The sequence below is a fragment of the Vibrio sp. B1FIG11 genome (assembly GCF_905175335.1).
Classification (GTDB): Bacteria; Pseudomonadota; Gammaproteobacteria; order Enterobacterales; family Vibrionaceae; genus Vibrio; species Vibrio campbellii.
In genome coordinates this window covers 3,592,891-3,614,751 of sequence record NZ_HG992751.1, presented here as the reverse complement: position 1 = coordinate 3,614,751, position 21,861 = coordinate 3,592,891, and the positions used below count along the sequence as shown (strand labels likewise).

General features: G+C 46.6%; 21 protein-coding genes and 1 pseudogene. 12 read left to right on the top strand and 10 right to left on the bottom strand.

All coding sequences use genetic code 11. The annotated features are described in order from the left end of the window. Window position 1: 1 nt before the first annotated feature. The 9 genes from mioC to KHO06_RS16770 form a co-directional block, all read right to left on the bottom strand. Window positions 2-442, bottom strand: a complete 441-nt coding sequence (gene mioC / locus KHO06_RS16810; protein ID WP_005424936.1) for an FMN-binding protein MioC — start codon at window positions 440-442, stop codon at window positions 2-4. A gap of 100 nt (window positions 443-542) precedes the next feature. Continuing rightward, window positions 543-1,904, bottom strand: a complete 1,362-nt coding sequence (gene mnmE, locus KHO06_RS16805; protein WP_038892423.1) for a tRNA uridine-5-carboxymethylaminomethyl(34) synthesis GTPase MnmE — start codon at window positions 1,902-1,904, stop codon at window positions 543-545. 133 nt (window positions 1,905-2,037) lie between these two features. After that, window positions 2,038-3,660 carry a membrane protein insertase YidC gene (gene yidC / locus KHO06_RS16800; protein ID WP_010444766.1) on the bottom strand — a complete coding sequence of 541 codons (1,623 nt, stop codon included), beginning with the start codon at window positions 3,658-3,660 and terminating at the stop codon, window positions 2,038-2,040. Window positions 3,661-3,662: 2 nt separating this feature from the next. After that, window positions 3,663-3,920, bottom strand: a complete 258-nt coding sequence (gene yidD, locus KHO06_RS16795; protein WP_005451046.1) for a membrane protein insertion efficiency factor YidD — start codon at window positions 3,918-3,920, stop codon at window positions 3,663-3,665. Continuing rightward, window positions 3,887-4,210, bottom strand: coding sequence for a ribonuclease P protein component (gene rnpA, locus KHO06_RS16790; RefSeq protein ID WP_009699098.1), 324 nt, complete (start codon window positions 4,208-4,210; stop codon window positions 3,887-3,889). Before rnpA ends, yidD begins: the two co-directional genes overlap by 34 nt. A 46-nt stretch (window positions 4,211-4,256) precedes the next feature. After that, a complete protein-coding gene (rpmH, locus tag KHO06_RS16785; RefSeq protein WP_005378825.1) occupies window positions 4,257-4,391 on the bottom strand; it encodes a 50S ribosomal protein L34 in 135 nt (44 codons plus the stop codon). A gap of 242 nt (window positions 4,392-4,633) precedes the next feature. Beyond that, window positions 4,634-5,371 (bottom strand): amino acid ABC transporter ATP-binding protein, encoded by a 738-nt coding sequence (locus KHO06_RS16780; protein WP_212581902.1) that lies wholly within the window; start codon window positions 5,369-5,371, stop codon window positions 4,634-4,636. Continuing rightward, a complete protein-coding gene (locus KHO06_RS16775; protein ID WP_005451049.1) occupies window positions 5,368-6,039 on the bottom strand; it encodes an amino acid ABC transporter permease in 672 nt (223 codons plus the stop codon). Before KHO06_RS16775 ends, KHO06_RS16780 begins: the two co-directional genes overlap by 4 nt. 104 nt (window positions 6,040-6,143) lie before the next feature. Further along, entirely contained in the window at window positions 6,144-6,905 is a 762-nt protein-coding gene (locus KHO06_RS16770) for an amino acid ABC transporter substrate-binding protein (protein WP_043883062.1), read from the bottom strand. A gap of 430 nt (window positions 6,906-7,335) precedes the next feature. Between KHO06_RS16770 and dnaA the strand changes: the two genes are divergently transcribed. From dnaA to KHO06_RS16745, 5 genes and pseudogenes are all read left to right on the top strand, one after another. Then, window positions 7,336-8,742, top strand: a complete 1,407-nt coding sequence (dnaA, locus tag KHO06_RS16765; protein WP_005532851.1) for a chromosomal replication initiator protein DnaA — start codon at window positions 7,336-7,338, stop codon at window positions 8,740-8,742. Window positions 8,743-8,805: 63 nt separating this feature from the next. Beyond that, window positions 8,806-9,906, top strand: a complete 1,101-nt coding sequence (dnaN, locus tag KHO06_RS16760) for a DNA polymerase III subunit beta (RefSeq protein ID WP_012126666.1) — start codon at window positions 8,806-8,808, stop codon at window positions 9,904-9,906. 9 nt (window positions 9,907-9,915) lie between these two features. Further along, window positions 9,916-10,996, top strand: a pseudogene (gene recF / locus KHO06_RS16755) (DNA replication/repair protein RecF). 13 nt (window positions 10,997-11,009) lie between these two features. Then, on the top strand, window positions 11,010-13,427 hold the full coding sequence (gyrB, locus tag KHO06_RS16750) for a DNA topoisomerase (ATP-hydrolyzing) subunit B (protein WP_212581901.1): 2,418 nt from the start codon (window positions 11,010-11,012) through the stop codon (window positions 13,425-13,427). 468 nt (window positions 13,428-13,895) lie between these two features. Then, window positions 13,896-14,333 carry an Hsp20 family protein gene (locus KHO06_RS16745; protein ID WP_005426066.1) on the top strand — a complete coding sequence of 146 codons (438 nt, stop codon included), beginning with the start codon at window positions 13,896-13,898 and terminating at the stop codon, window positions 14,331-14,333. A gap of 124 nt (window positions 14,334-14,457) precedes the next feature. Here KHO06_RS16745 and KHO06_RS16740 read toward each other — a convergent pair whose 3' ends face one another. Continuing rightward, a complete protein-coding gene (locus KHO06_RS16740; protein WP_050920106.1) occupies window positions 14,458-15,711 on the bottom strand; it encodes a valine--pyruvate transaminase in 1,254 nt (417 codons plus the stop codon). A 327-nt stretch (window positions 15,712-16,038) separates the two neighbouring features. On the opposite strand from KHO06_RS16740, the gene KHO06_RS16735 reads away from it, so the two are divergent. The 7 genes from KHO06_RS16735 to KHO06_RS16705 are packed head-to-tail and all read left to right on the top strand — an operon-like array spanning window position 16,039 to window position 21,859. Further along, window positions 16,039-16,257: a Flp family type IVb pilin gene (locus tag KHO06_RS16735; RefSeq protein ID WP_212581900.1), complete on the top strand. Its 219-nt coding sequence runs from the start codon at window positions 16,039-16,041 to the stop codon at window positions 16,255-16,257. Window positions 16,258-16,266: 9 nt separating this feature from the next. Beyond that, window positions 16,267-16,704: an A24 family peptidase gene (locus KHO06_RS16730; protein WP_212581899.1), complete on the top strand. Its 438-nt coding sequence runs from the start codon at window positions 16,267-16,269 to the stop codon at window positions 16,702-16,704. 7 nt (window positions 16,705-16,711) lie between these two features. Then, window positions 16,712-17,518: a Flp pilus assembly protein CpaB gene (gene cpaB, locus KHO06_RS16725; RefSeq protein WP_045451491.1), complete on the top strand. Its 807-nt coding sequence runs from the start codon at window positions 16,712-16,714 to the stop codon at window positions 17,516-17,518. 8 nt (window positions 17,519-17,526) lie between these two features. Further along, window positions 17,527-18,855: a pilus assembly protein N-terminal domain-containing protein gene (locus KHO06_RS16720; protein ID WP_212581898.1), complete on the top strand. Its 1,329-nt coding sequence runs from the start codon at window positions 17,527-17,529 to the stop codon at window positions 18,853-18,855. Next, complete coding sequence (locus tag KHO06_RS16715; protein WP_045451489.1) at window positions 18,852-19,322, top strand: hypothetical protein; 471 nt, start codon at window positions 18,852-18,854, stop codon at window positions 19,320-19,322. Before KHO06_RS16720 ends, KHO06_RS16715 begins: the two co-directional genes overlap by 4 nt. A gap of 18 nt (window positions 19,323-19,340) precedes the next feature. Beyond that, the gene (locus KHO06_RS16710; RefSeq protein WP_212581897.1) at window positions 19,341-20,564 is read left to right on the top strand and encodes an ATPase; all 1,224 of its coding nucleotides are present in this window, start codon (window positions 19,341-19,343) and stop codon (window positions 20,562-20,564) included. Between the two features lie 11 nt (window positions 20,565-20,575). Then, window positions 20,576-21,859, top strand: a complete 1,284-nt coding sequence (locus tag KHO06_RS16705) for a CpaF family protein (RefSeq protein ID WP_212581896.1) — start codon at window positions 20,576-20,578, stop codon at window positions 21,857-21,859. The last annotated feature ends 2 nt before the right edge of the window (window positions 21,860-21,861 follow it).

The window sequence follows — 21,861 nt, the reverse complement described above, 5'->3', positions numbered from 1 at the left end:
ATTAAGCAGAAAAGCGAGCCAGATTTTCCTTCAACCACACTTCTGCGGCGTCTTCAGGTACGTCGTGGCTAAGTACATCAATCTTCAAGCAGTCTGTGATTGGCGTTGCGCCAATGTCTTCTAACAGGTCGTAAGCATGTTGGCCTGCAGCACAGAACGTATCGTAACTTGAGTCACCAATCGCTATCACAGCAAACTTTACGTCCGCCATCTTAGGCGGTGTGTTTTGTAATGCAGCAATGAAAGGCTGAATGTTATCTGGGTATTCACCCGCGCCGTGAGTTGAAGTGATCACCAACCAAGTGCCTTGGTTTTCGATCGCAGACAACTCCGGCTGGTTGTGGATCGTTGTTTCAAAACCGTTCTCATTGAGTAGATCACTTAGGTGATCACCAACGTATTCTGCGCCACCTAACGTACTGCCTGTAATAATGTGGATCATGTGTCTTCCTTTATTGAGCCTCACTGACGCCAACGTGTTATTAGCGCCAGTACAAAAAGAAACGCGGTGTTAAACCTATGCTTAACACCGCGTGTTTTGATTATTTACCGATACAGAATGAGGAGAAGATTCGGCCGAGGAGGTCATCAGAGCTGAACTCTCCGGTAATCTCATTCAAGTGCTGCTGAGTAATGCGCAGCTCTTCTGCCAAGATTTCGCCAGCCATATAGCCTTCAAGCTGTTCTTGGCCGATTTGAAGATGTTGAGCAGCACGTTCTAGCGCATCTAGGTGACGACGACGAGCCATAAAGCCGCCTTCCGTATTGCCTGAGAAGCCCATACACTCTTTTAAGTGAGTACGCAAAGCATCCACACCTGCGCCTGTTTTTGCAGAAAGGCGAATCAGAGTCGGATCGTTTACATGGCAGATCCCCATTTCTTCACCGGTTTGATCCGCTTTGTTGCGGATCACCGTCATGCCAATACTGTTTGGCAAGCGATCAACGAAGTCTGGCCAAATGTCTTTTGGATCAGTTGCGTCGGTTGTGGTGCCATCAACCATAAACAGAACACGGTCTGCTTGGGCGATTTCATCCCATGCACGTTCGATACCGATTTTCTCTACTTCATCAGAGGCATCACGCAGACCAGCAGTATCGATGATGTGTAAAGGCATGCCATCGATATGAATGTGTTCACGCAATACGTCACGCGTAGTACCGGCGATATCGGTAACGATAGCGGACTCTTTGCCGGATAGAGCGTTCAATAGGCTTGATTTACCCGCATTAGGTCGGCCTGCAATCACGACTTTCATGCCTTCACGCATGATCGCGCCTTGGTTGGCTTCTTTACGTACTGCATCGAGGTTATCGATGATTGTTTGTAGGTCACCAGACACTTTACCATCGGCCAAAAAGTCGATTTCTTCTTCTGGAAAGTCAATGGCCGCTTCCACGTAGATACGTAAGTGGATCAGAGATTCCACCAGCGTTTGGATGCGTTGTGAGAACTGGCCTTGCAGTGATTGCAGTGCTGATTTTGCTGCTTCTTCTGAGCTGGCATCAATCAGGTCGGCAATCGCTTCTGCTTGAGTTAGGTCCATCTTGTCGTTTAGGAAGGCGCGTTCTGAGAACTCACCAGGTCGAGCGGCACGTACGCCGTCGATACCCAAGATACGCTTAATCAGCATATCCATTACCACAGGGCCACCGTGGCCTTGCAGTTCAAGTACGTCTTCGCCTGTAAACGAATGTGGGTTAGGGAAGTACAGGGCAATGCCTTGGTCTAGCACGGTGCCATCTTCCGCTTGAAATGGCAGATACTCTGCGTAGCGAGGCTTTAGCGTCTTACCTGTGACTTCTAGCGCCACTTGATTGGCCTTAGGGCCTGAAACACGAATAATGCCGACACCACCACGACCGGGTGCGGTAGCCTGAGCGACAATCGTATCTGTAGTCATAATCTTGCCTTTTGAGCTGGGCTATAGGGTTTACACCTCTAGGGAGCCAGAACCAATTAATTAGCTGAATTGTAATCAGCCAAAAACAAAAAGGCGACCTTTTGGCCGCCTTTCTTATGCTTTTCTATCAAGGTTACTTAGTGTGTAAGCCTTTTTTCTCCAGCGCTTTGTAAATCAAAGTTTGCTGGATAAGCGTAACGATGTTCGACACCAACCAGTATAGAACTAGGCCTGATGGGAAGAACAAGAAGAAGAAGGTAAACATAACCGGCATAAAGGTCATGATCTTCTGCTGCATTGGATCCGTTACTGTTGTTGGGCTCATCTTCTGGATTAGGAACATTGACGCACCCATCAGTAGCGGCAGGATGTAGTATGGGTCCTGTGCTGAAAGGTCGTGAATCCAACCGAAGAATGGTGAGTGACGTAGCTCAACCGATTCCATTAGTGCCCAGTAAAGCGCGATGAAGATAGGCATCTGTAGGATAAGAGGTAGACAGCCACCCAGTGGGTTCACTTTCTCTTTCTTGTACAGTTCCATCATCTCTTGGCTCATGCGCTGACGGTCATCACCGATGCGCTCACGCATTGCTTGCAGCTTAGGCTGTAGCATACGCATTTTCGCCATAGACGTGTATTGCGCTTTCGTTAGTGGGTACATTGCACCACGAACGATGAAGGTCAAACAGATGATTGCCACACCCCAGTTACCCACAAAGCTTTGGATGAAAGCAAGTAGTGAGTGAAGTGGTTTAGCGATGAACCATAGCCAGCCGTAGTCCACTACTAGGTCTAGGTTTGGGGCCACTGCTGCCATTTCGTTTTGTAGCTTAGGACCAACCCATAGTGTTGCTTCAAACTTCGCTTGGTCGCCCGTTGCGATAGTTTTGTTTGGCATACGTACGCCGATGTCGCCTAGGTTACCAATTACGCGAGTGTACAGGTTAGTACCTGGTTCGTTGCGTGGGATCCAAGCTGCAGCGAAGTAGTGTTGGATCATTGCTGCCCAACCTTGGCCATCTGCTAGGTTGATAGACAGGTTACGATCCTGCATATCTTCAAAGCTGTATTTCTTGTAGCGAACGTCTTCTGTTGAGTAAGCACCGCCGCGGTAAGTAGGCATTGTGATGCTACCACCAGCGTCCATTAGGTTTTGACGCAAGTGAGCGTACATACCAAATGTCGCGTTGTTACCAGAGTTGTTCACGACATCGTATTCTACGTTTAGCGCGTAGCTGCCACGTTTAAATACGTAAGTCTTGATGTATTCGATACCGTTCGCAGTGAATGTCATTGGAACTCGTAGTTCGTCTTGACCGTCAGCTAGAGTAAAGCTGTCTGCGCTCACGTTGTAGTGAGGACGGTTAGTGCTGCTTAGGTCGATACCTTGAGGGCCCACTAGACCGCTTTGCGCGATGAACTGGTGACCTTTAGTGTCTTTTAGCAGAACGAATGGGTCTGATGAATCAAGTTCAGCAGAGTATTTGTTTAGGTCGGCATGTACCACATCGCCACCAACGGTGTCGATCGACAGAGTTAAAACATCAGTCGTTACTGTGATAGTTTTTGCAGAAGCTTGCTGTTGACCAGGAACTGGGTCTAGCTCGTCAGCAAAAGATGGTGCAGGTAGAGTACTGCTTGATTGAGCCTGTTCAACTGCTTGAGGTGCTGGGTTCTTTGCGACTTGCCACTGTTGGAACAGCAAGAAAGAAACCAGTGCCAGAGCAATGAGCAGGATATTACGTTGAGAATCCATCGTTAGTTATCTCTGTCTTGTTTTTGGACTGGTGGAACGGGGTCATACCCCCCTTCATTCAAAGGGTGGCATTTTAATAGACGTTTGCCTGATAACCAACATCCTTTTACAAAACCGTGAGCTCTCAAAGCTTCTAGCGCGTAAGTGGAACAAGTTGGTGTGAACCGGCAGCGAGGACCAATCAGAGGGCTGATAAACCAGCGATAAAGATTAACGAGCCCAATGGCTATCCACGTGAAGGGCGAGACAGGCGATGCCATAGCTTATCAAACAACTTAAATAATTCCTCATTGCTTAAATCTTGCGCGCTTTTCTTCGCGATCACAACAAAATCTTTATTTGGAAGCTGATGTTGATTGTTACGAAAGCTTTCACGAGCCAAACGCTTAAAACGGTTACGACCGACAGCAGTTTTGATTTGCTTTTTCGGAACAGCTAAACCTAATCGTGGGTGAGAAAGTTTGTTATTGCGAGCAATGATGGTGAAATGAGGCGAGCCAGCTCGATGAGCTTGCTGGAAGACGTTTTGATAATGCTCGGGAGTTAACAAGCGTAACTCCCGATTAAACGCGTACGTGTTCAAAATAAACTAGCGATTATTTTGATAGGCGCGCACGGCCTTTTGCACGACGTGCGTTGATAACTTTACGACCGTTCTTAGTTGCCATGCGAGCACGGAAGCCGTGAGTACGCTTGCGCTTTAGAACTGTAGGTTGAAAAGTGCGTTTCATGATAATTACCTTTACTGATCAGTAGTTTTAGGTTCTTGTTAAACCCGGCGTGGGCATTTTGCTTTCTTTATATAAAGAAGCTCTTTATTAAAGAAGAACAACCGACGCCTCTCAACAAAGAGGCGGAATTGTAATCACACTCACATAATGTGTCAATGACTCATGAGTACGAAATTCCGGCCGGGCGATTATACGTAGTGTGAGTAAAATCTCAAGGATCGATTGATCTTGATGCTTGATCTTTACTCTATTCCAACTTGGTTAAGGAATTTTTTCAAACGAAGATCTTGTGGATTATCGAAGATATCTTGTGGAGAACCTTGTTCAACAATGTTGCCGTCGGCCATAAAGATCACTCTATCCGCCACTTCTTTGGCAAATTGCATCTCGTGTGTAACCACCAACATGGTCTGATGTTGATTAGCTAACTTCTTCATTAATGAGAGAACTTCTCCGACCCATTCCGGATCCAGCGCAGACGTTGGCTCATCAAAAAGCAGCAGTTCCGGTTGTAGCGCCATCGCTCGGCCGATACCCACACGTTGTTGTTGTCCACCAGACAGAGCCGCTGGATAACTTTCTCCTTTATCGCCAAGACCGATGTCATCCAGAATTTCTTGAGCACGCTTGAGAGCGTCTTCTTTTTTCCAACCGCGTACCGTGATCAAGCCTTCAGCGATGTTCTGACGCGCGTTCATATGAGCAAATAGGGCATAGTTTTGAAAAACAAACCCAGTTCGGCGGCGCAGAGCCAATACTTCGGCTTTGGTATATTTTTGTGTATCGACGGAGATGTCATCGATGGTAATGCGACCTTCATCCGCTTGCTCTAAGAAGTTAACGGTGCGCAATAGGGTCGATTTACCCGTACCACTTGAGCCAATAATAACGATGATCTCACCTTGCTTGATATCGAGATCAATACCTTTGAGGACTTCTGTTTCGCCAAAGCGTTTGTGGATATTTTCTAATTTGATCATCGTACGTACGCCTTATTCAATTTCGCCTCTGCCCAAATTTGTACTCGAGTCAGGATAACCACCACACCCCAGTAAATCAGAGCAACGGCAAGGAAAGCTTCAAAGAAGCGGAAGCTAGAAGAGGCTTCCATTTGCGCTTTAGCCATGATTTCAGCCACTCCAAGCGTGAAGGCGAGGGAGGTGGACTTAATCATATCGATGAAATAGTTCATCAATGAAGGCAGTGCGACACGGGTTGCCTGCGGTAAAATCACACGGCGCATCGCTTGTGTGGTTGTCATACCGACCGACAAGCTTGCTTCCATTTGACTGCGATCAATACCAATGATGGCGGCACGAATGCTCTCTGCCATGTAAGCGGCAAAGTGCAATGTCAAACCAATCACTGCGGCTGAAAAGGCATCGATACCCACCATGAACGGGAAGATTTGCGGTAAGCCGTAGTAAAGCAAAAACAGTTGTACTAAAAGTGGGGTACCACGGAAGAAACTGATATAAAGTTGGCTCAATTGATCGAGAACTGGCAGCTTAAATACGCGAATGTTCGCTAAAATGACGGACAGAATCAGTGAAAAGACCAATCCCCATGTGGCCATTTCCATGGTTGTGCCAAGATACTTGAGCAGTATTGGCAGCAGTTCCAACATGTAATTAAAATCAAATCCCATACGACTTACCTTGAGAAAAGAAAAGGTGGAATACGAAGTTCCACCTTGTCATTGAGTTAAAAAAGGACGCGAGATAAAGCTCTGCGTCCTAAAAGAAGAGAAGTTTACTTCGTGATGTCGGCACCAAACCATTTCACTGAAATCTTCTCTACTGTTCCGTCTGCGCGCATTTCTGCAAGTGCTTTATTCACTTCCGCTTGTAGCTTACGACCTTTTTCGTTATCAACGAATGGCCAAGCGTTTTGAATCGTTTCAAATGGTTCGCCCGCAAGTTGTAACGGTAGACCTGTCTTTTTAATCAGTTCTAAAGCAGACAAACGGTCCATGATGAAGGCATCAGCACGACCTAGTGCCACATCATGTTCAATACCTGTATCGTAAGTCTTGATGTTGATCTTACCGTCTTTGTCGTAGCTGCGAAGCAACTGCTCAAAGTTAGAGCCTAGGTTAACTGCAACGGTTTTGCCTGCTAGATCTTCGACACCTTGAATACTGTCGTTGCCTTTACGCACGGTAATTTGCGCACCGTCTACTACGTATGGGTCAGCAAATAGGTATTTCGCCTTACGCGCATCTGTCATGGTGATCTGGTTCGAGATGGTATCAATACGGCCCGTTTCTAGTAGGCCAAATAAACCAGAAAAGTTCGCTGTGACGTATTCGATCTTGTAATCGTTACGTTTACCGATCTCATCCCACATATCCACTTCAAAGCCTTGCAGCTTATCTTGCTTCACAAAGGTGAATGGGAAGTAACGGCCAGACATGCCTACTTTTACTTCAGTAGCGGCAGTGTCGACTGCCGCTTGAACGGTCGCGGCAGACAAAGCGATGGCTGCAACGGCAACCTTAATCCAGTTTTTCATAATACATCTCCATACTTTTATGGTTGGAAATACTACTGTCAGTTAGCTCAATTAAATAAATAACCAAGTGCAATAACCTAGACCTCAGAGTAATAAGATCTTATTTGGTATAGATAGTAGCCAAGATATAGGGATAAATGATGAAAAAACGATCGGAAAGAGTGGAAATGACGATCGAAAAATATCAGTGAACAGAAATTCATACACAGAGTTATCACCAATCGCTCGATCTGGCCTATTTTGCCCAAATGTGGATCGTTGTGTGGGCAAATTTGGGGCAAGATGTGTTGATCTCTCTAAGTTGAGCGAAAATATTGTGAATAACTTAGATCTTATTCACTGGATCGTCGATCAATTGCTGGCGATCTTGGTTATCAACAGGTAAAATTGCCAGTCTTTTCCGATAATTCAAATACTCAGTGGGGGCACCGTGTCATCTTCGCTTTGGTTGCAATGTTTGCAGCAGCTTCAAGAAGAGCTACCAGCTACAGAATTCAGCATGTGGGTTCGTCCGTTACAAGCGGAGCTCAATGACAATACTCTCACTCTGTTCGCACCTAACCGCTTCGTGTTGGATTGGGTTCGCGACAAGTACCTGAACAGCATCAATCGTTTACTGCAAGAATACTGTGGTAACGACGTACCTAGCCTGCGCTTTGAAGTGGGCAGTCGCCCAGTTGCAGCACCAAAACCGGCACCGACACGTACGCCGGCAGACGTGGCTGCAGAATCTTCAGCGCCTGCTCAACTGCAAGCACGTAAGCCTGTGCATAAAACGTGGGATGACGACGCGCAAGCGATCGCTGACATCAACCACCGTTCAAACGTGAACCCAAAACACAAGTTCAACAACTTCGTAGAAGGTAAGTCGAACCAATTGGGTCTTGCTGCTGCTCGTCAAGTTTCGGATAACCCAGGCGCAGCCTATAACCCACTATTCTTATACGGTGGTACAGGTTTGGGTAAAACCCACCTTTTGCACGCGGTAGGTAACGCGATTGTGGATAACAATCCCAACGCAAAAGTGGTGTACATGCACTCTGAGCGTTTTGTGCAAGATATGGTGAAAGCACTGCAAAACAACGCGATTGAAGAATTCAAACGCTACTACCGCAGTGTTGATGCGCTACTTATCGATGACATCCAATTCTTTGCTAATAAAGAGCGCTCACAAGAAGAATTCTTCCATACCTTCAATGCACTATTAGAAGGTAACCAACAGATCATCCTGACATCTGACCGTTATCCAAAAGAGATCAGCGGTGTAGAAGATCGTCTGAAATCACGTTTCGGTTGGGGTCTAACCGTCGCGATCGAGCCGCCTGAGTTAGAAACTCGTGTGGCGATCTTGATGAAGAAAGCTGAAGACCACCAAATCCACTTAGCGGATGAAGTGGCGTTCTTTATTGCTAAGCGTCTACGCTCTAACGTTCGTGAACTGGAAGGTGCACTGAACCGCGTAATCGCAAACGCAAACTTTACTGGCCGCCCAATTACGATTGATTTTGTTCGTGAAGCGCTGCGCGATCTGCTTGCTCTGCAAGAGAAATTGGTGACGATCGATAACATTCAAAAGACGGTCGCTGAATATTACAAGATTAAGGTTGCTGACCTACTATCTAAACGTCGCTCTCGCTCGGTTGCTCGTCCTCGTCAGTTGGCGATGGCGTTGGCAAAAGAGTTGACCAATCACAGCTTGCCAGAAATTGGCGATGCGTTTGGTGGTCGTGACCACACCACGGTACTGCATGCATGTCGCAAGATTGAGCAGCTGCGTGAAGAGAGCCACGATATTAAAGAAGATTACTCTAACTTGATTCGCACCCTGTCTTCGTAATCGGTTAGAATGACAGTATTCTAAGCAAATCATTAATTGAGCTGACAGCGTAAAGAGCCAAGCATGAAATTTACCATTGAACGTAGTCATTTAATCAAACCGCTACAACAGGTTTCGGGCGCACTAGGTGGCCGACCAACCCTACCAATTCTGGGTAACCTACTGCTTAAAGTAGAAGAGAACGTGTTATCCATGACCGCGACCGATTTGGAAGTGGAATTGGTGAGCAAAGTGACTCTAGAAGGGGATTTCGAAGCGGGCAGCATTACCGTTCCTTCTCGTAAGTTTCTTGATATCTGCCGTGGTCTGCCGGATGACTCTATCATCACCTTCGTACTAGAAGGCGATCGCGTGCAAGTTCGTTCTGGCCGTAGCCGTTTCTCATTGGCAACACTTCCAGCGAACGATTTCCCGAACATCGAAGATTGGCAGAGTGAAGTGGAAGTATCACTGACTCAGTCTGATCTGCGTACGCTGATCGAAAAAACGCAATTCTCAATGGCGAACCAAGACGTTCGTTACTACCTAAACGGCATGTTGTTTGAAATCGATGGTACGACGCTACGCAGCGTAGCTACTGACGGTCACCGTATGGCGGTATCTCAAACTCAGCTCGGTGCGGATTTTGCGCAGAAGCAAATCATCGTGCCACGTAAAGGTGTACAAGAGTTGGTTAAACTGATGGACGCACCAGAGCAACCTGTTGTGCTACAAATCGGTAGCTCAAACGTGCGTGCAGAAGTGAACAACTTTATCTTCACTTCTAAGCTGGTTGATGGTCGTTTCCCTGACTATCGCCGCGTATTGCCACAAAGTACCAACAAAACGTTGGAAACCGGTTGTGATGAACTGCGTCAGGCTTTCTCACGCGCTGCGATTCTTTCTAACGAAAAATTCCGTGGTGTTCGTGTAAATCTTGCGGGCAGTGAAATGCGCATTACCGCTAACAACCCAGAGCAAGAAGAAGCGGAAGAAATGCTCGACGTGACCTTTGAAGGTGACGCTATCGAGATCGGCTTCAACGTAAGCTACGTGCTTGATGTACTTAATACCCTGCGTTGCGACAACGTGCGTGTGTCGATGTCGGATGCCAACGCCAGTGCGTTGATTGAAAACGCAGACGACGACAGTGCAATGTACGTGGTGATGCCAATCCGTCTATAAGCCATCTGAATGCCACTTTCTCGCCTCATCATTCAGCAGTTTCGAAACATTAAAGCCTGTGATATTGACCTATCAGCAGGCTTTAACTTTCTTATTGGGCCGAACGGCAGCGGTAAAACCAGTGTTCTAGAAGCAATTTACTTGCTCGGACATGGACGCTCTTTCAAGAGTTCGCTGACGGGTCGAGTTATCCAAAATGAGTGTGACGAGCTGTTTGTTCATGGTCGTTTTTTGAACTCGGATCAATTTGAGCTACCTATCGGCATTAATAAGCAGCGTGATGGCTCAACAGAGGTTAAAATAGGCGGTCAATCTGGACAAAAACTGGCGCAACTTGCACAAGTTTTGCCTTTGCAGTTGATACATCCGGAAGGGTTTGATCTACTAACGGATGGTCCAAAACATCGTCGCGCATTCATCGACTGGGGCGTTTTTCACACTGAGCCCGCTTTCTATGATGCATGGGGACGTTTCAAGCGTCTTAACAAGCAACGTAATGCACTGCTTAAAACTGCCAGAAGTTATCGCGAACTCAGTTATTGGGATCAAGAGATGGCACGTTTGGCTGAAAATATCAGTCAATGGCGGGCGCTGTACATCGAACAGATGAAAAGCGTAGCGGAAACCATCTGTCAGACATTTTTGCCAGAATTTGAGATCCAATTAAAGTATTATCGTGGATGGGACAAAGATACCCCTTATCATGAGATACTAGAAAAAAAATTTCGAGCGTGATCAGTCATTGGGTTACACCTTTAGTGGTCCGAATAAAGCTGATCTGCGCATTAAAGTGAACGGAACGCCCGTTGAGGACGTTTTGTCACGCGGTCAATTAAAACTCATGGTGTGTGCTTTGCGTGTGGCGCAGGGGCAACACCTTACCGAAATGACCGGCAAACAATGTATTTACCTAATTGACGACTTTGCGTCGGAATTAGACAGCCAACGTCGCAAGCGTCTAGCTGACTGCTTGAAAGAGACGGGCGCACAAGTATTTGTAAGCTCTATCACTGAAAGCCAAATCGCCGATATGTTGGACGATACGGGCAAATTGTTTCATGTGGAACATGGCAGGATAGAGTCAAACTAGAAGAGAGAAACTCATGTCTGAAAATTACGATTCATCGAGTATTAAGGTACTGAAGGGTCTGGATGCGGTACGTAAGCGTCCAGGTATGTACATCGGCGACACGGACGACGGCACTGGTCTTCACCACATGGTCTTCGAGGTGGTGGATAACTCAATTGATGAAGCGTTGGCAGGTCACTGTAAAGACATCGTTGTGACAATTCATGAGGACAACTCGGTTTCAGTTACGGATGATGGTCGTGGCATTCCAACAGAAATGCACCCAGAAGAAAAAGTATCAGCAGCAGAAGTTATCATGACGGTACTTCACGCTGGTGGTAAGTTCGACGATAACTCATACAAAGTATCGGGCGGTCTTCACGGCGTAGGTGTTTCAGTAGTAAACGCACTGTCTGAAAAAGTGGTTCTGACTATCCACCGCGGCGGTCATATCCATACGCAAACTTACCATCACGGTGAGCCTCAAGCGCCACTAGCAGTAATTGGTGATACTGACCAAACGGGTACACAGATCCGCTTCTGGCCAAGCGCTGAAACCTTCACAAATATCGAATTCCATTACGATATCCTAGCAAAACGTCTACGTGAGCTTTCTTTCCTAAACTCAGGTGTTTCTATCAAGCTGGTTGATGAGCGTGAAGCAGATAAGAGTGACCACTTCATGTTTGAAGGCGGTATTCAAGCGTTCGTTGAGCACCTAAACACCAACAAAACTCCAATCATTGAGAAAATCTTCCACTTCGATTTTGAGCGCGAAGATGGTATCTCGGTAGAAGTGGCGATGCAGTGGAATGACGGTTTCCAAGAGAACATCTACTGTTTCACTAACAACATCCCACAACGCGATGGTGGTACTCACCTTGCCGGTTTCCGTGCAGCGCTAACGCGTACACTGAACTCTTTCATGGACAAAGAAGGCTTCTCTAAGAAAGCGAAAACAGCAACTTCTGGTGATGATGCGCGTGAAGGTCTAACTGCGGTTGTTTCGGTTAAAGTGCCTGATCCTAAGTTCTCAAGCCAAACTAAAGACAAACTGGTTTCTTCTGAAGTGAAGTCAGCGGTTGAATCATCAATGGGTGAGAAACTGTCTGAGTTCCTGATTGAGAACCCGACTGAAGCGAAGATGGTTTGTTCGAAAATCATCGATGCAGCTCGTGCTCGTGAAGCCGCGCGTAAAGCTCGTGAAATGACTCGTCGTAAAGGCGCACTAGATCTAGCTGGTCTGCCAGGCAAACTTGCAGACTGTCAGGAAAAAGATCCAGCACTCTCTGAACTATACATAGTGGAGGGTGATTCGGCAGGCGGCTCCGCAAAACAAGGCCGTAACCGTAAGAACCAAGCAATCCTACCGCTAAAAGGTAAGATTCTTAACGTAGAAAAAGCGCGTTTCGACAAGATGCTGTCTTCTCAAGAAGTAGCAACGCTGATCACTGCACTAGGCTGTGGTATCGGTCGTGACGAGTACAACCCGGACAAACTGCGTTACCACAACATCATCATCATGACCGATGCTGACGTCGATGGTTCGCACATCCGTACGCTACTGTTGACCTTCTTCTACCGTCAAATGCCAGAGCTTATCGAGCGTGGCTATGTGTATATTGCTCAGCCACCGCTTTACAAAGTGAAGAAAGGCAAACAAGAGCAGTACATCAAAGACGAAGACGCGATGAACCAATACCAAGTTGCTTTGGCACTTGATAACGCGTCACTACACGTAAACGCAGAAGCGCCAGCATTGGCAGGCGAAGCGCTAGAGAAGCTAGTTCAGCAATACAACGCTGGTATCAAGCTAGCGGATCGCATGAGCCGCCGTTACCCAAGCGCGCTAGTTCATGAGCTAATCTACACGCCGCGTCTAACGGCAGAGCAATGTCACGATGCTGCAGCAGTAGAAGCGTGGACAAAACAGCTAGTTGAACAGCTAAACGCGAAAGAAGTGGGTGCAAGCCAATACAGCTTCGAAGTTGAGCAACACGAAGAGCTAGGTCTAAACCTACCTAAGATCATCGTACGTACTCACGGTGTGACTCATGATTACGCACTGAGCATCGACCTACTGAACTCGAAAGAGTACGGCAAGCTAGCGGATCTATCTGAAGCACTAGACGGCCTGCTAGAAGAAGGTGCTTACATCAAGCGTGGTGAGCGTACTCAGCCAGTATCGAGCTTTGCATCGGCACTTGAGTGGCTAATCAAAGAGTCGCGTCGTGGTCTAAGCCTACAGCGCTATAAAGGTCTAGGTGAGATGAACCCAGATCAGCTTTGGGAAACCACAATGGACCCAGAGACACGTCGCATGATGCAAGTAACCATTGAAGATGCGGTAGGCGCAGACCAATTGTTCACAACGCTAATGGGTGACCAAGTTGAGCCGCGTCGTAACTTCATCGAAGAGAACGCGCTGAAAGTAGCAAACCTAGACGTGTAGTCGGACAGGCTCAGTCAAATCATACTAAAAACGCCATCTCGCAAGAGGTGGCGTTTTTTATGGGGGTAGAAACGAGATAAAAGAGTCGAGATACGAGAACGGCTGCGGCCTATGAATATGGGAACGCTTCGAGAGGGAGAGGTGATCGAGTCGGGGAGCTAAAAATATTTTCACTGGAGCCCTTGAAAGCCCATTTTTCGACCTTATATCTAGTTATGAAGAGGGATGGCTGACTTGCTCAACAAGAGAAGAACAGCGCCTCTGGAATCGCTAAACGAGATCGCTCAGGAGAGGATACTTAGTATTAGCACACAACTTGACCCTAGATTCGACATCATGTCCCCGCACCTAAAGAGTAGGTCAGAGGAATGAATCATCGGATCCCTTAGCTCGGCGTTTTCTTGCATAAATACGCCACGTGGATGACCTTCATCTGGGCTAAGACTATTGCTTAAAAGAGGATAGATTATGCGTAATGTAGATTTCTCACCACTATACCGTAATGCAATTGGCTTCGACCGTCTGTTTAACCTGATGGAAGCAAGCTCTGCGAAGAACACTTCTGGCGGTTACCCTCCATACAACATCGAGCAAAAAGACGAGCACAACTACCGTATTACTATGGCAGTCGCTGGTTTTGCTGAAGATCAGCTCGATTTGACTCAAAACGAAAACATGTTGATCGTGAAGGGCGAGCGTAAAGCCGAAGAAGGTAAAAACTACGTTTACCAAGGTATTGCGGAGCGCGATTTTGAACGTAAATTCCAACTTGCGGATTACGTAAAAGTCGTTGGTGCATCAATGGAAAACGGTCTACTTCATATCGATTTAGTTCGTGAAATTCCAGAAGCAATGCAACCGCGTAAGATTGCTATCGGTGGTAACAATCTGATTGAAAACAGCTAATCAGCTGATGACACTTCAGTTAACCACACGGTTATAGAATGAGAAAGAGCGCCATATGGGCGCTCTTTTTAGTTTGGGGTTTTCAAGCCGCAATTTCAAAGAGAAGCGGCTGAGTTTAATCGGTCTATTTACCTTCGCGGTAAGCCTTTTCCACTTCTTCTGCGATAATCGCAATGCCTTTTTGCATCATCTCATCGTCTTGAACGTAGTTCATACGCAAACATTGGTGCGCATGATCCCACTCGTCCTTTTGGCCAATAAAGAAGTATTCACCCGGAACAATCAAAACCCCACGCGCTTTCAAGCGTTGGTACAGTTCCATTGTCGTAATTGGCAGTTCATCGAACCATAACCACAAGAAGATAGCGCCTTCCGGTTTGTGAATACGAAAGCGCTCATCGGTAATCGCTTCTTGGAGCAGTTCAACCGCACGTTGCGACTTCTGCTTATAAAACGGCTTAATCACCTCTGAGCTCAGTTTAAGCAGATCGCCTTTACCAATGATGTGGTTTGCCAGCGCTGGACCAACACTGCCTGGAGCTAAGCTGATGATGCCGTTCATATTGGTCAACGCTTGCGTGATTTCCTCGCTCGCAATCACAATGCCACAACGCACGCCCGGCAAGCCAAGTTTAGATAGGCTCATGCAAAGGATGGTATTTTCATTCCAGAACGGTTCGACATCTTCAAAAATGATATTCGGGAACGGCAGACCGTAGGCGTTATCAATGATCAGCGGAATGTTGTTCTCACGTGCTAGCTTGTCCAGCTTACGTACTTCTTCATCTGTCAGTACGTTACCTGTTGGATTGGTTGGGCGAGACGCGCAGATTGCCGCAACAGAGTCATCAACTTTTAGCTGCTCAAAATCGACGTGGTATTTAAATAGACCGTTATCCAACAGCTCGATTTCTGGGTGGTAAGAGACAAAGATATCTTCATCAATGCCTGCATCACCATAACCGATGTACTCAGGCGCGATAGGCAGTAGCACTTTCTTGTGCGAACCGTCTGGCTGCTGACCTGCTAGTAAGTTGAACAAGTAGAAGAAGCCACTTTGGCTGCCGTTAGTTAGGCTGATGTTTTTCTCGGAAATATCCCAGCCGTAAGTTTCACGGAATAACTGAGCCAACGCTTTAACGAACGCGTCTTTACCCTGCGGACCATCATAGTTGGCGAGGGCGGCGACGAGCTCCCCATTGGCGAGCATTTCCTCACTGGCTTGGCGAAAGTAATCGAGCATGGCAGGAATGGCGGCTGGGTTACCTCCACCGAGCATGATGGCACCTGGTGTGCGCAGACCATCATTCAAATCGTCCATTAACTGCGTGATACCTGAATACTGATTAAATTTTTCACCAAACTTAGAGAACTGCATTTGTCGTTATACCTAATTCATTGTGATTGCTTTATGTGTCTTAACGCCAGTCTTTGACTGGTCAATAGAATAATCCTTGACCTTACCTTAATGTCTATACGACGCAAAGTGTGAATTAAGCCGAAAAAGAAAAAATCGGACCACAATAATTTTTGTTGTGATTAAGTAAACGTTTTCCTATGCGAAAACTGAATCCAACCTGAATGAAACCTCGCTATCTGTCAGGGCAGTGTCAGGCACTATGGTCTTGGTTTGCTCAAAATCCCCTCAATTCTTACTATCTCCCCCGTCATCTTTTTGACGTGTTAGAAAAATTGAGGAGTCAAAATGTTTACTAACGTATTTGTAAAAACACAACTGTTCATCGAATCATTCAAAAGCGACGAGCGCGGCGTAACAGCAATTGAATACGCAATCCTAGGCGTGTGCATGTCTGCAATCGTATTGGCAGTATTTAACGACGCACTATATGAAGCACTAGATGGTGCAGTTAAAACAATCTCAAGCAACATCACTGCTGCAAATGAAGTAACTCCAGGCGGTTAATTATATTTCATGCCGTTAAAACTATGGTGGCTACTTCCCCTTGCCACCATGGCTTTTATAGCCAGTTATCAAGACATCAAATACCGAAAAATACCCAATGGAGTGGCGTTAAGTGTTGCTTTGCTGGGTGTTTTTTTTGTCTTGAGTAAAGGGGAGTACAGCCACGCACTGTCTTCAATGGCGATATTGGTGATAGGTGCTGTGCTGTTTCAACTACGAATCCTTGCAGCAGGGGACAGCAAATTACTGGCTGCATTTGCACTGATGATTGCGCCGCAGTACTTGCCGTTGACGATTTGGTTGATTGTCACTTTGGGCGGAGTGCTCGCTCTGACGCAGTGGCTCGTTAACCAAGTCGGTAATTATCCTGCTGGGATGGAAAGAGGTGTGCCTTATGGCGTACCTATTTGTCTAGGAAGCCTGTTTGGCATCGCTGTATCTTTATAGGTGAACCATGAATTCAAAAGTCATTCTTGTTCTGGCGGCGATCGCCATTTCAGTCGGGCTTTATGGCGTGACTCAATCACAGCCACCCGTTCCGGTTGTACAAACACAACAGCCGAAGAAAGAAGAGAAAAAATTCAAAGTCTGGACGTTAAAGCGCGACCTAAAACGGGGTGAAGCATTGCAGCGTCGAGACTTAGTGATTGAGTATTTAACCGAATCACAAGCTGCGCAACACGGAGTTGATAGTGATATTAAGCTTGATTGGAGCAAGCGCCTAATTGCGATTGAAGCTCTGAATCAAGGTGAATGGGTGACGCAAGAGAGGCTGACTTCGCCGGGAGAAAGTGATTACCTCTCGACCATGGCTAAGCCTGGTTACGCTCCGTTCAATATCACAGTACCGGGTGATGATGTCGTGGGGGGAACGATTGACGTTGGTGACTTGGTCGATATCTCCGTGATTTCCACCATGGATCAAAACCTCTCAGCAGACAGCACCGTGTCGGATATTGAACATCTGACCATGACACCACTGATTGCTCAAGTTCCCGTGCTGTACATGATCTCGAAGCAGCGCCTAGTTAGTACATTGACCGATCAGAAAACCACTGATGTCACTCTCGTTTTGCAAGTTACTAACCGTCAGTTGGCTAAGTTGTCGGTAGCAAAACGCATAGCAGAAATTACGGTACATAAATCGATTGGCGAGCAATTTGTGGATGAATTGCATGCGAACTCAAGCGATGTGATTCGCTTTGCTGATGAAAGGCAAACGACGAAAACCCAATCGATCAAAGAATATCGATTTAATTAGGAGGCAAGATGAAAACCATAACTCGATTTAGCATCTGTTGCTTAATGCTTGTTTCCACCGCTTTACAGGCTCAGGGCATTACCACGCTTTCTGCTGGTGGCGCGAGAACCTTATCGTTTAAAGCTGAAGTTGATTCGGTGTTTGTTTCTAACCAAAAAGTGGCGGACTACCAAGTTATCGATGCTCACAAGGTGGTGTTACTGGGTAAATCAGAAGGTGAAGCTTCGTTCATTGTGTTTGACCGTGATGGTTCTGAGCTTATCAACCAAACCCTGATTGTCAGTAAAAGCTACCGCAATATCGAACAGCAAATTCAAGTGCAATATCCATATTCTGATGTTCAAGTTAACGGTATTGGTAGCAACGTTGTACTGAGTGGCAGTGCCGTTTCAGACAATGAACGCGACAACATCTACACCTTGGTGGGTGAGTTGTTGGGTAAGTCTTTCACTAACCATGATTTTGAAATGCCAGAACTCGATAGCTCGACTGACGACCTTCAAGTGGACTTTATGTCTCGCCCTACCTATCAGGGTGTGGTGAACAACATTGAAGTTACTGCGACGAAGCAAGTCAACGTTAAGTTGACCATTGCAGAAGTCTCCCACAGCTTTATTCAAGACTTTGGTATCAAGATGGGCTCTGGTGGTGATGTAGGCATCTTTGTCGATCAGTTAACCAGCTTCAGTGCTGATGACATTGTTTCTGTTATCTCAGCTGTCGGTTCAGACAAGGTCGGCCAAGTGTTGGCAGAGCCAAACCTATCAGTGATTTCTGGCGAGCAAGCAAGCTTCTTAGTCGGTGGTGAAATGCCTGTTGTGACGGTGGTCGATGGGGCTAGCGATGTCGATTACAAAGAATTCGGTGTGCGTTTAGATCTAATGGCGAAAGTGCTGCGTGACGACAAAATCAAATTGGCACTGTCACCAGAAGTAAGTTCTTTAGATAACACCTACACCAGCGAAGTGTTTGATTTACCTGCTTTCAAAACTCGTCGTGCACAAACCACCGTTGAATTAGGTGATGGTCAAAGCTTTGTTCTGGGTGGTTTGCTTAATAGTGAAGAGCGTGAATCGCTGACACGAATTCCTTTTATCGGTGACATTCCTGTTTTAGGGGCGTTATTTCGCCACACAGGAACAGAACGCAACAAAACAGAGTTAATTATCGTAGCAACTGTCAACTTGGTGAAACCAGTGAAAGCGAATCAAATCCAGCTACCAACCATGGAAAAAACCGGCACGTTACGACGTTTTTTTGCGCTTGATGGCAGTTATGACAAGGCCCAAGACCAATGGGCAGGTGAAGTTCTTAATGCGGGAGGTTTCCGTCAATGAAAAACTGGATGTTAGCTCTACTTGCGATTACAGCACTATCTGGCTGCGCGGACCATATTGTTGAGCCTCGCGGTACAAGCATTTCACTCAAGCCAACTGAATTTAGCTTTGCGGTACAAAGCCAGAATCAAACTTACGCCATGAATAAGCTCACTCAGTTTGTTCGTAAGTATCCGAATCAAGCGGGCAGTAAATGGCAGATCACCAGCTACAACGCTCAAGGCAAAAAGTTGGCGCAGCAGTACCGCATGGCATTGTTGCAGCAAGGCGTGGCGGCCGAACAGTTAGCACTCGAACATCACGCGAAGTCTCATCGCTTTGATGTGCAAGTATCGGTGATTCAGCTTCAAGCTCAGCTCGAAGTATGCCACCAAGAGGTTATCGGTGATTACGGTTTGGGTCACCTAGGTTGTTATACCGATGGCAGCCGTTGGCAGTCGATGGTTAATCCGCAGAATGCGCTTTGATATTGAGGAATACTCATCATGTTTGATTTAGTGGATAAGTTGAGTAAGAGCACGCCAAATCACACTCAACAAAAAGAAAATAAGTGTGCGTTCTTGTATCAAACCGCTGCGTGCAAAGACTTAGTTCATAAGGCGTTTCGCTTTGAAGGCTTAGTCGAGCCAATCACGGTGAACAACCAAGAGAAAAACTACCCAGAACTGCATACGCACTCAAGTGTGGAAGTGGTGATTGTTGAGCTGAATAAAAGCCAAAGCGTGGTTGAAGATGCAAAAAACATTGCCCATCAATTGCCTACGCACGTGTCGGTTGTGGTCGTTGGCAGCGAAGATGCGATCTCAACGATTCGTGCATTAAAACAGCTTGGTTTTTATTACCTATTTTGGCCTGCGACCGACAAAGAAATCATGGAGTTTTACCATGGTGTACGTCGTAACCGTCAGCAGCAAAGTGGTGTGGCTTCGAATCGAAAAGCGAAGCAAGTGGCGTTTCTTGGCGTCAAAGGTGGTGTTGGAACGTCTCTGATTGCCAGTGAAGTGGCGCGTTCATTGGGGCATCATCATAAAACGCCTACCTTGCTGGTTGATCACACCTACACTGGCAGCAATATTGATGTGCTTTTAGGTTTGCAGAAATTCAGTAAACGCAGTGTACGCAAAGGCACTTTGGTATCGAGCATTGATGGTGATTTCGCCACTAGCTTGGTGCAACGTCTGGAACGAAACCTCGCTATTTTGGGTTTGGAGTCGGATGCGTTTACGCGTGCTGAGCTACATGAATATACCCAAGCACTGAAAGAGCAAGTGGTTAAGAACCATTCATTTGTGATTGAAGACTATTCACATACCGTCACCACAAATGAAGAATTCGATCGTGCGGTGGCTGAGATTGATACGTTAGTGGTGGTGTTTGATGCCACGGTGTCGTCGCTACGAGAATTAAACCGCGTTGTGTCTGAACTAGAAATGCGCTATCCGGAGCTGCCACTTCTTACCGTGATGAACCAATCGCGTCCAGACAATGCGGCTTCAATCAGTATGTCTGACGTTAGTAAATATTTCGGTCGCAAAGCCGACTGCAAAATTGAGTTTGACCACAAAGCGAACCATTACCTACTTCAAGGTCATCAACTGATCGATACTAAATCAGAAATGCAGCAAGGCTTGAGTGATTTAGTCGCACTGCTGGTAGGTGATAAGCCGCAACAAAAACGTTCTTGGGTGCAAGAACTGTTTAATCGCTAAGGAGGTAGGGAATGCAACACTCAAAACAAACCTACATCCATCTGCGTGACCAAATTTTTAATGCCTTGGATGCATCTGCACTAGAAAGCTTATCGAAAACTGACATAGAGCGTCAGTTAAGTAACGCGGTAGATATGTTGGTCAGTCGCGACCAGCTATCGGTTTCTTCGCTGGCGAGAAGTGAATATGTCGTGAGCATGATTCATGAGTTAGTAGGCTTGGGACCGCTGCAGGTGTTGATGGATGACGACACTATTACCGACATCATGATCAATGGCCACCAGCAAGTGTATGTCGAACGCTTTGGCTTAGTGCAGCAAGCGGATGTGCACTTTCTTGATGAAAAGCAACTTGCAGATATCGCCAAGCGTATAGCCAGTCGTGTTGGTCGTCGTGTCGATGAGTCGTCACCAACCTGTGATGCGCGCTTAGAAGATGGTAGCCGTGTGAATATCGTTCTGCCACCGATAGCGATTGATGGCACGGCTATATCGATTCGTAAGTTTCGGCAGGAGAGCATTGGTTTTGCCGACTTAATTGAATTTGGTGCATTGAGCCCTGAAATGGCGAAGTTACTGCAATTAGCGGCGCGCTGTCGGCTAAATATTCTTGTCGCTGGTGGTACAGGCTCAGGCAAAACGACGTTGTTGAATGCTTTGTCGCAATACATCTCGCAAGGTGAGCGAGTGGTAACGATTGAGGATACTGCTGAGCTGCGATTGCTTCAGCCTCATGTGGTTCGTATGGAAACTCGAACTGCAGGCATCGAAGGCTCCGGTGAAGTGAATTCACGCGATCTTATGATTAACTCGCTGCGTATGCGTCCAGATCGCATCATTGTTGGTGAGTGTCGTGGTGCTGAAGCATTTGAAATGCTGCAAGCGATGAACACTGGCCACGATGGCTCAATGTCGACGCTGCATGCCAACAGCCCGCGTGATGCTCTCGCTCGAGTTGAGTCTATGGTCATGATGGCAACAAATAATTTGCCACTAGAGGCGATACGTCGATCTTTGGTGAGCGCGGTGGATCTCATTATACAGGTCAATCGACTTCACGATGGCTCTCGTAAAGTCATGAGTATTACAGAAGTGATTGGCATGGAAGGGAAAAATGTTGTGCTTGAAGAGCTATTTTGCTTCCAGTCTGACCCTCATCATCATGAAGGTAAGATCACAGGTCATTACGAGACAACAGGGGTGATGAGCCGCTCGGTATTGTTTGAAAAAGCGCGTTTCTACGGAGTGGACAAAGAGCTTGCTGACACCATCAGCGCCATCGAAGCTGTGGGGTAAGC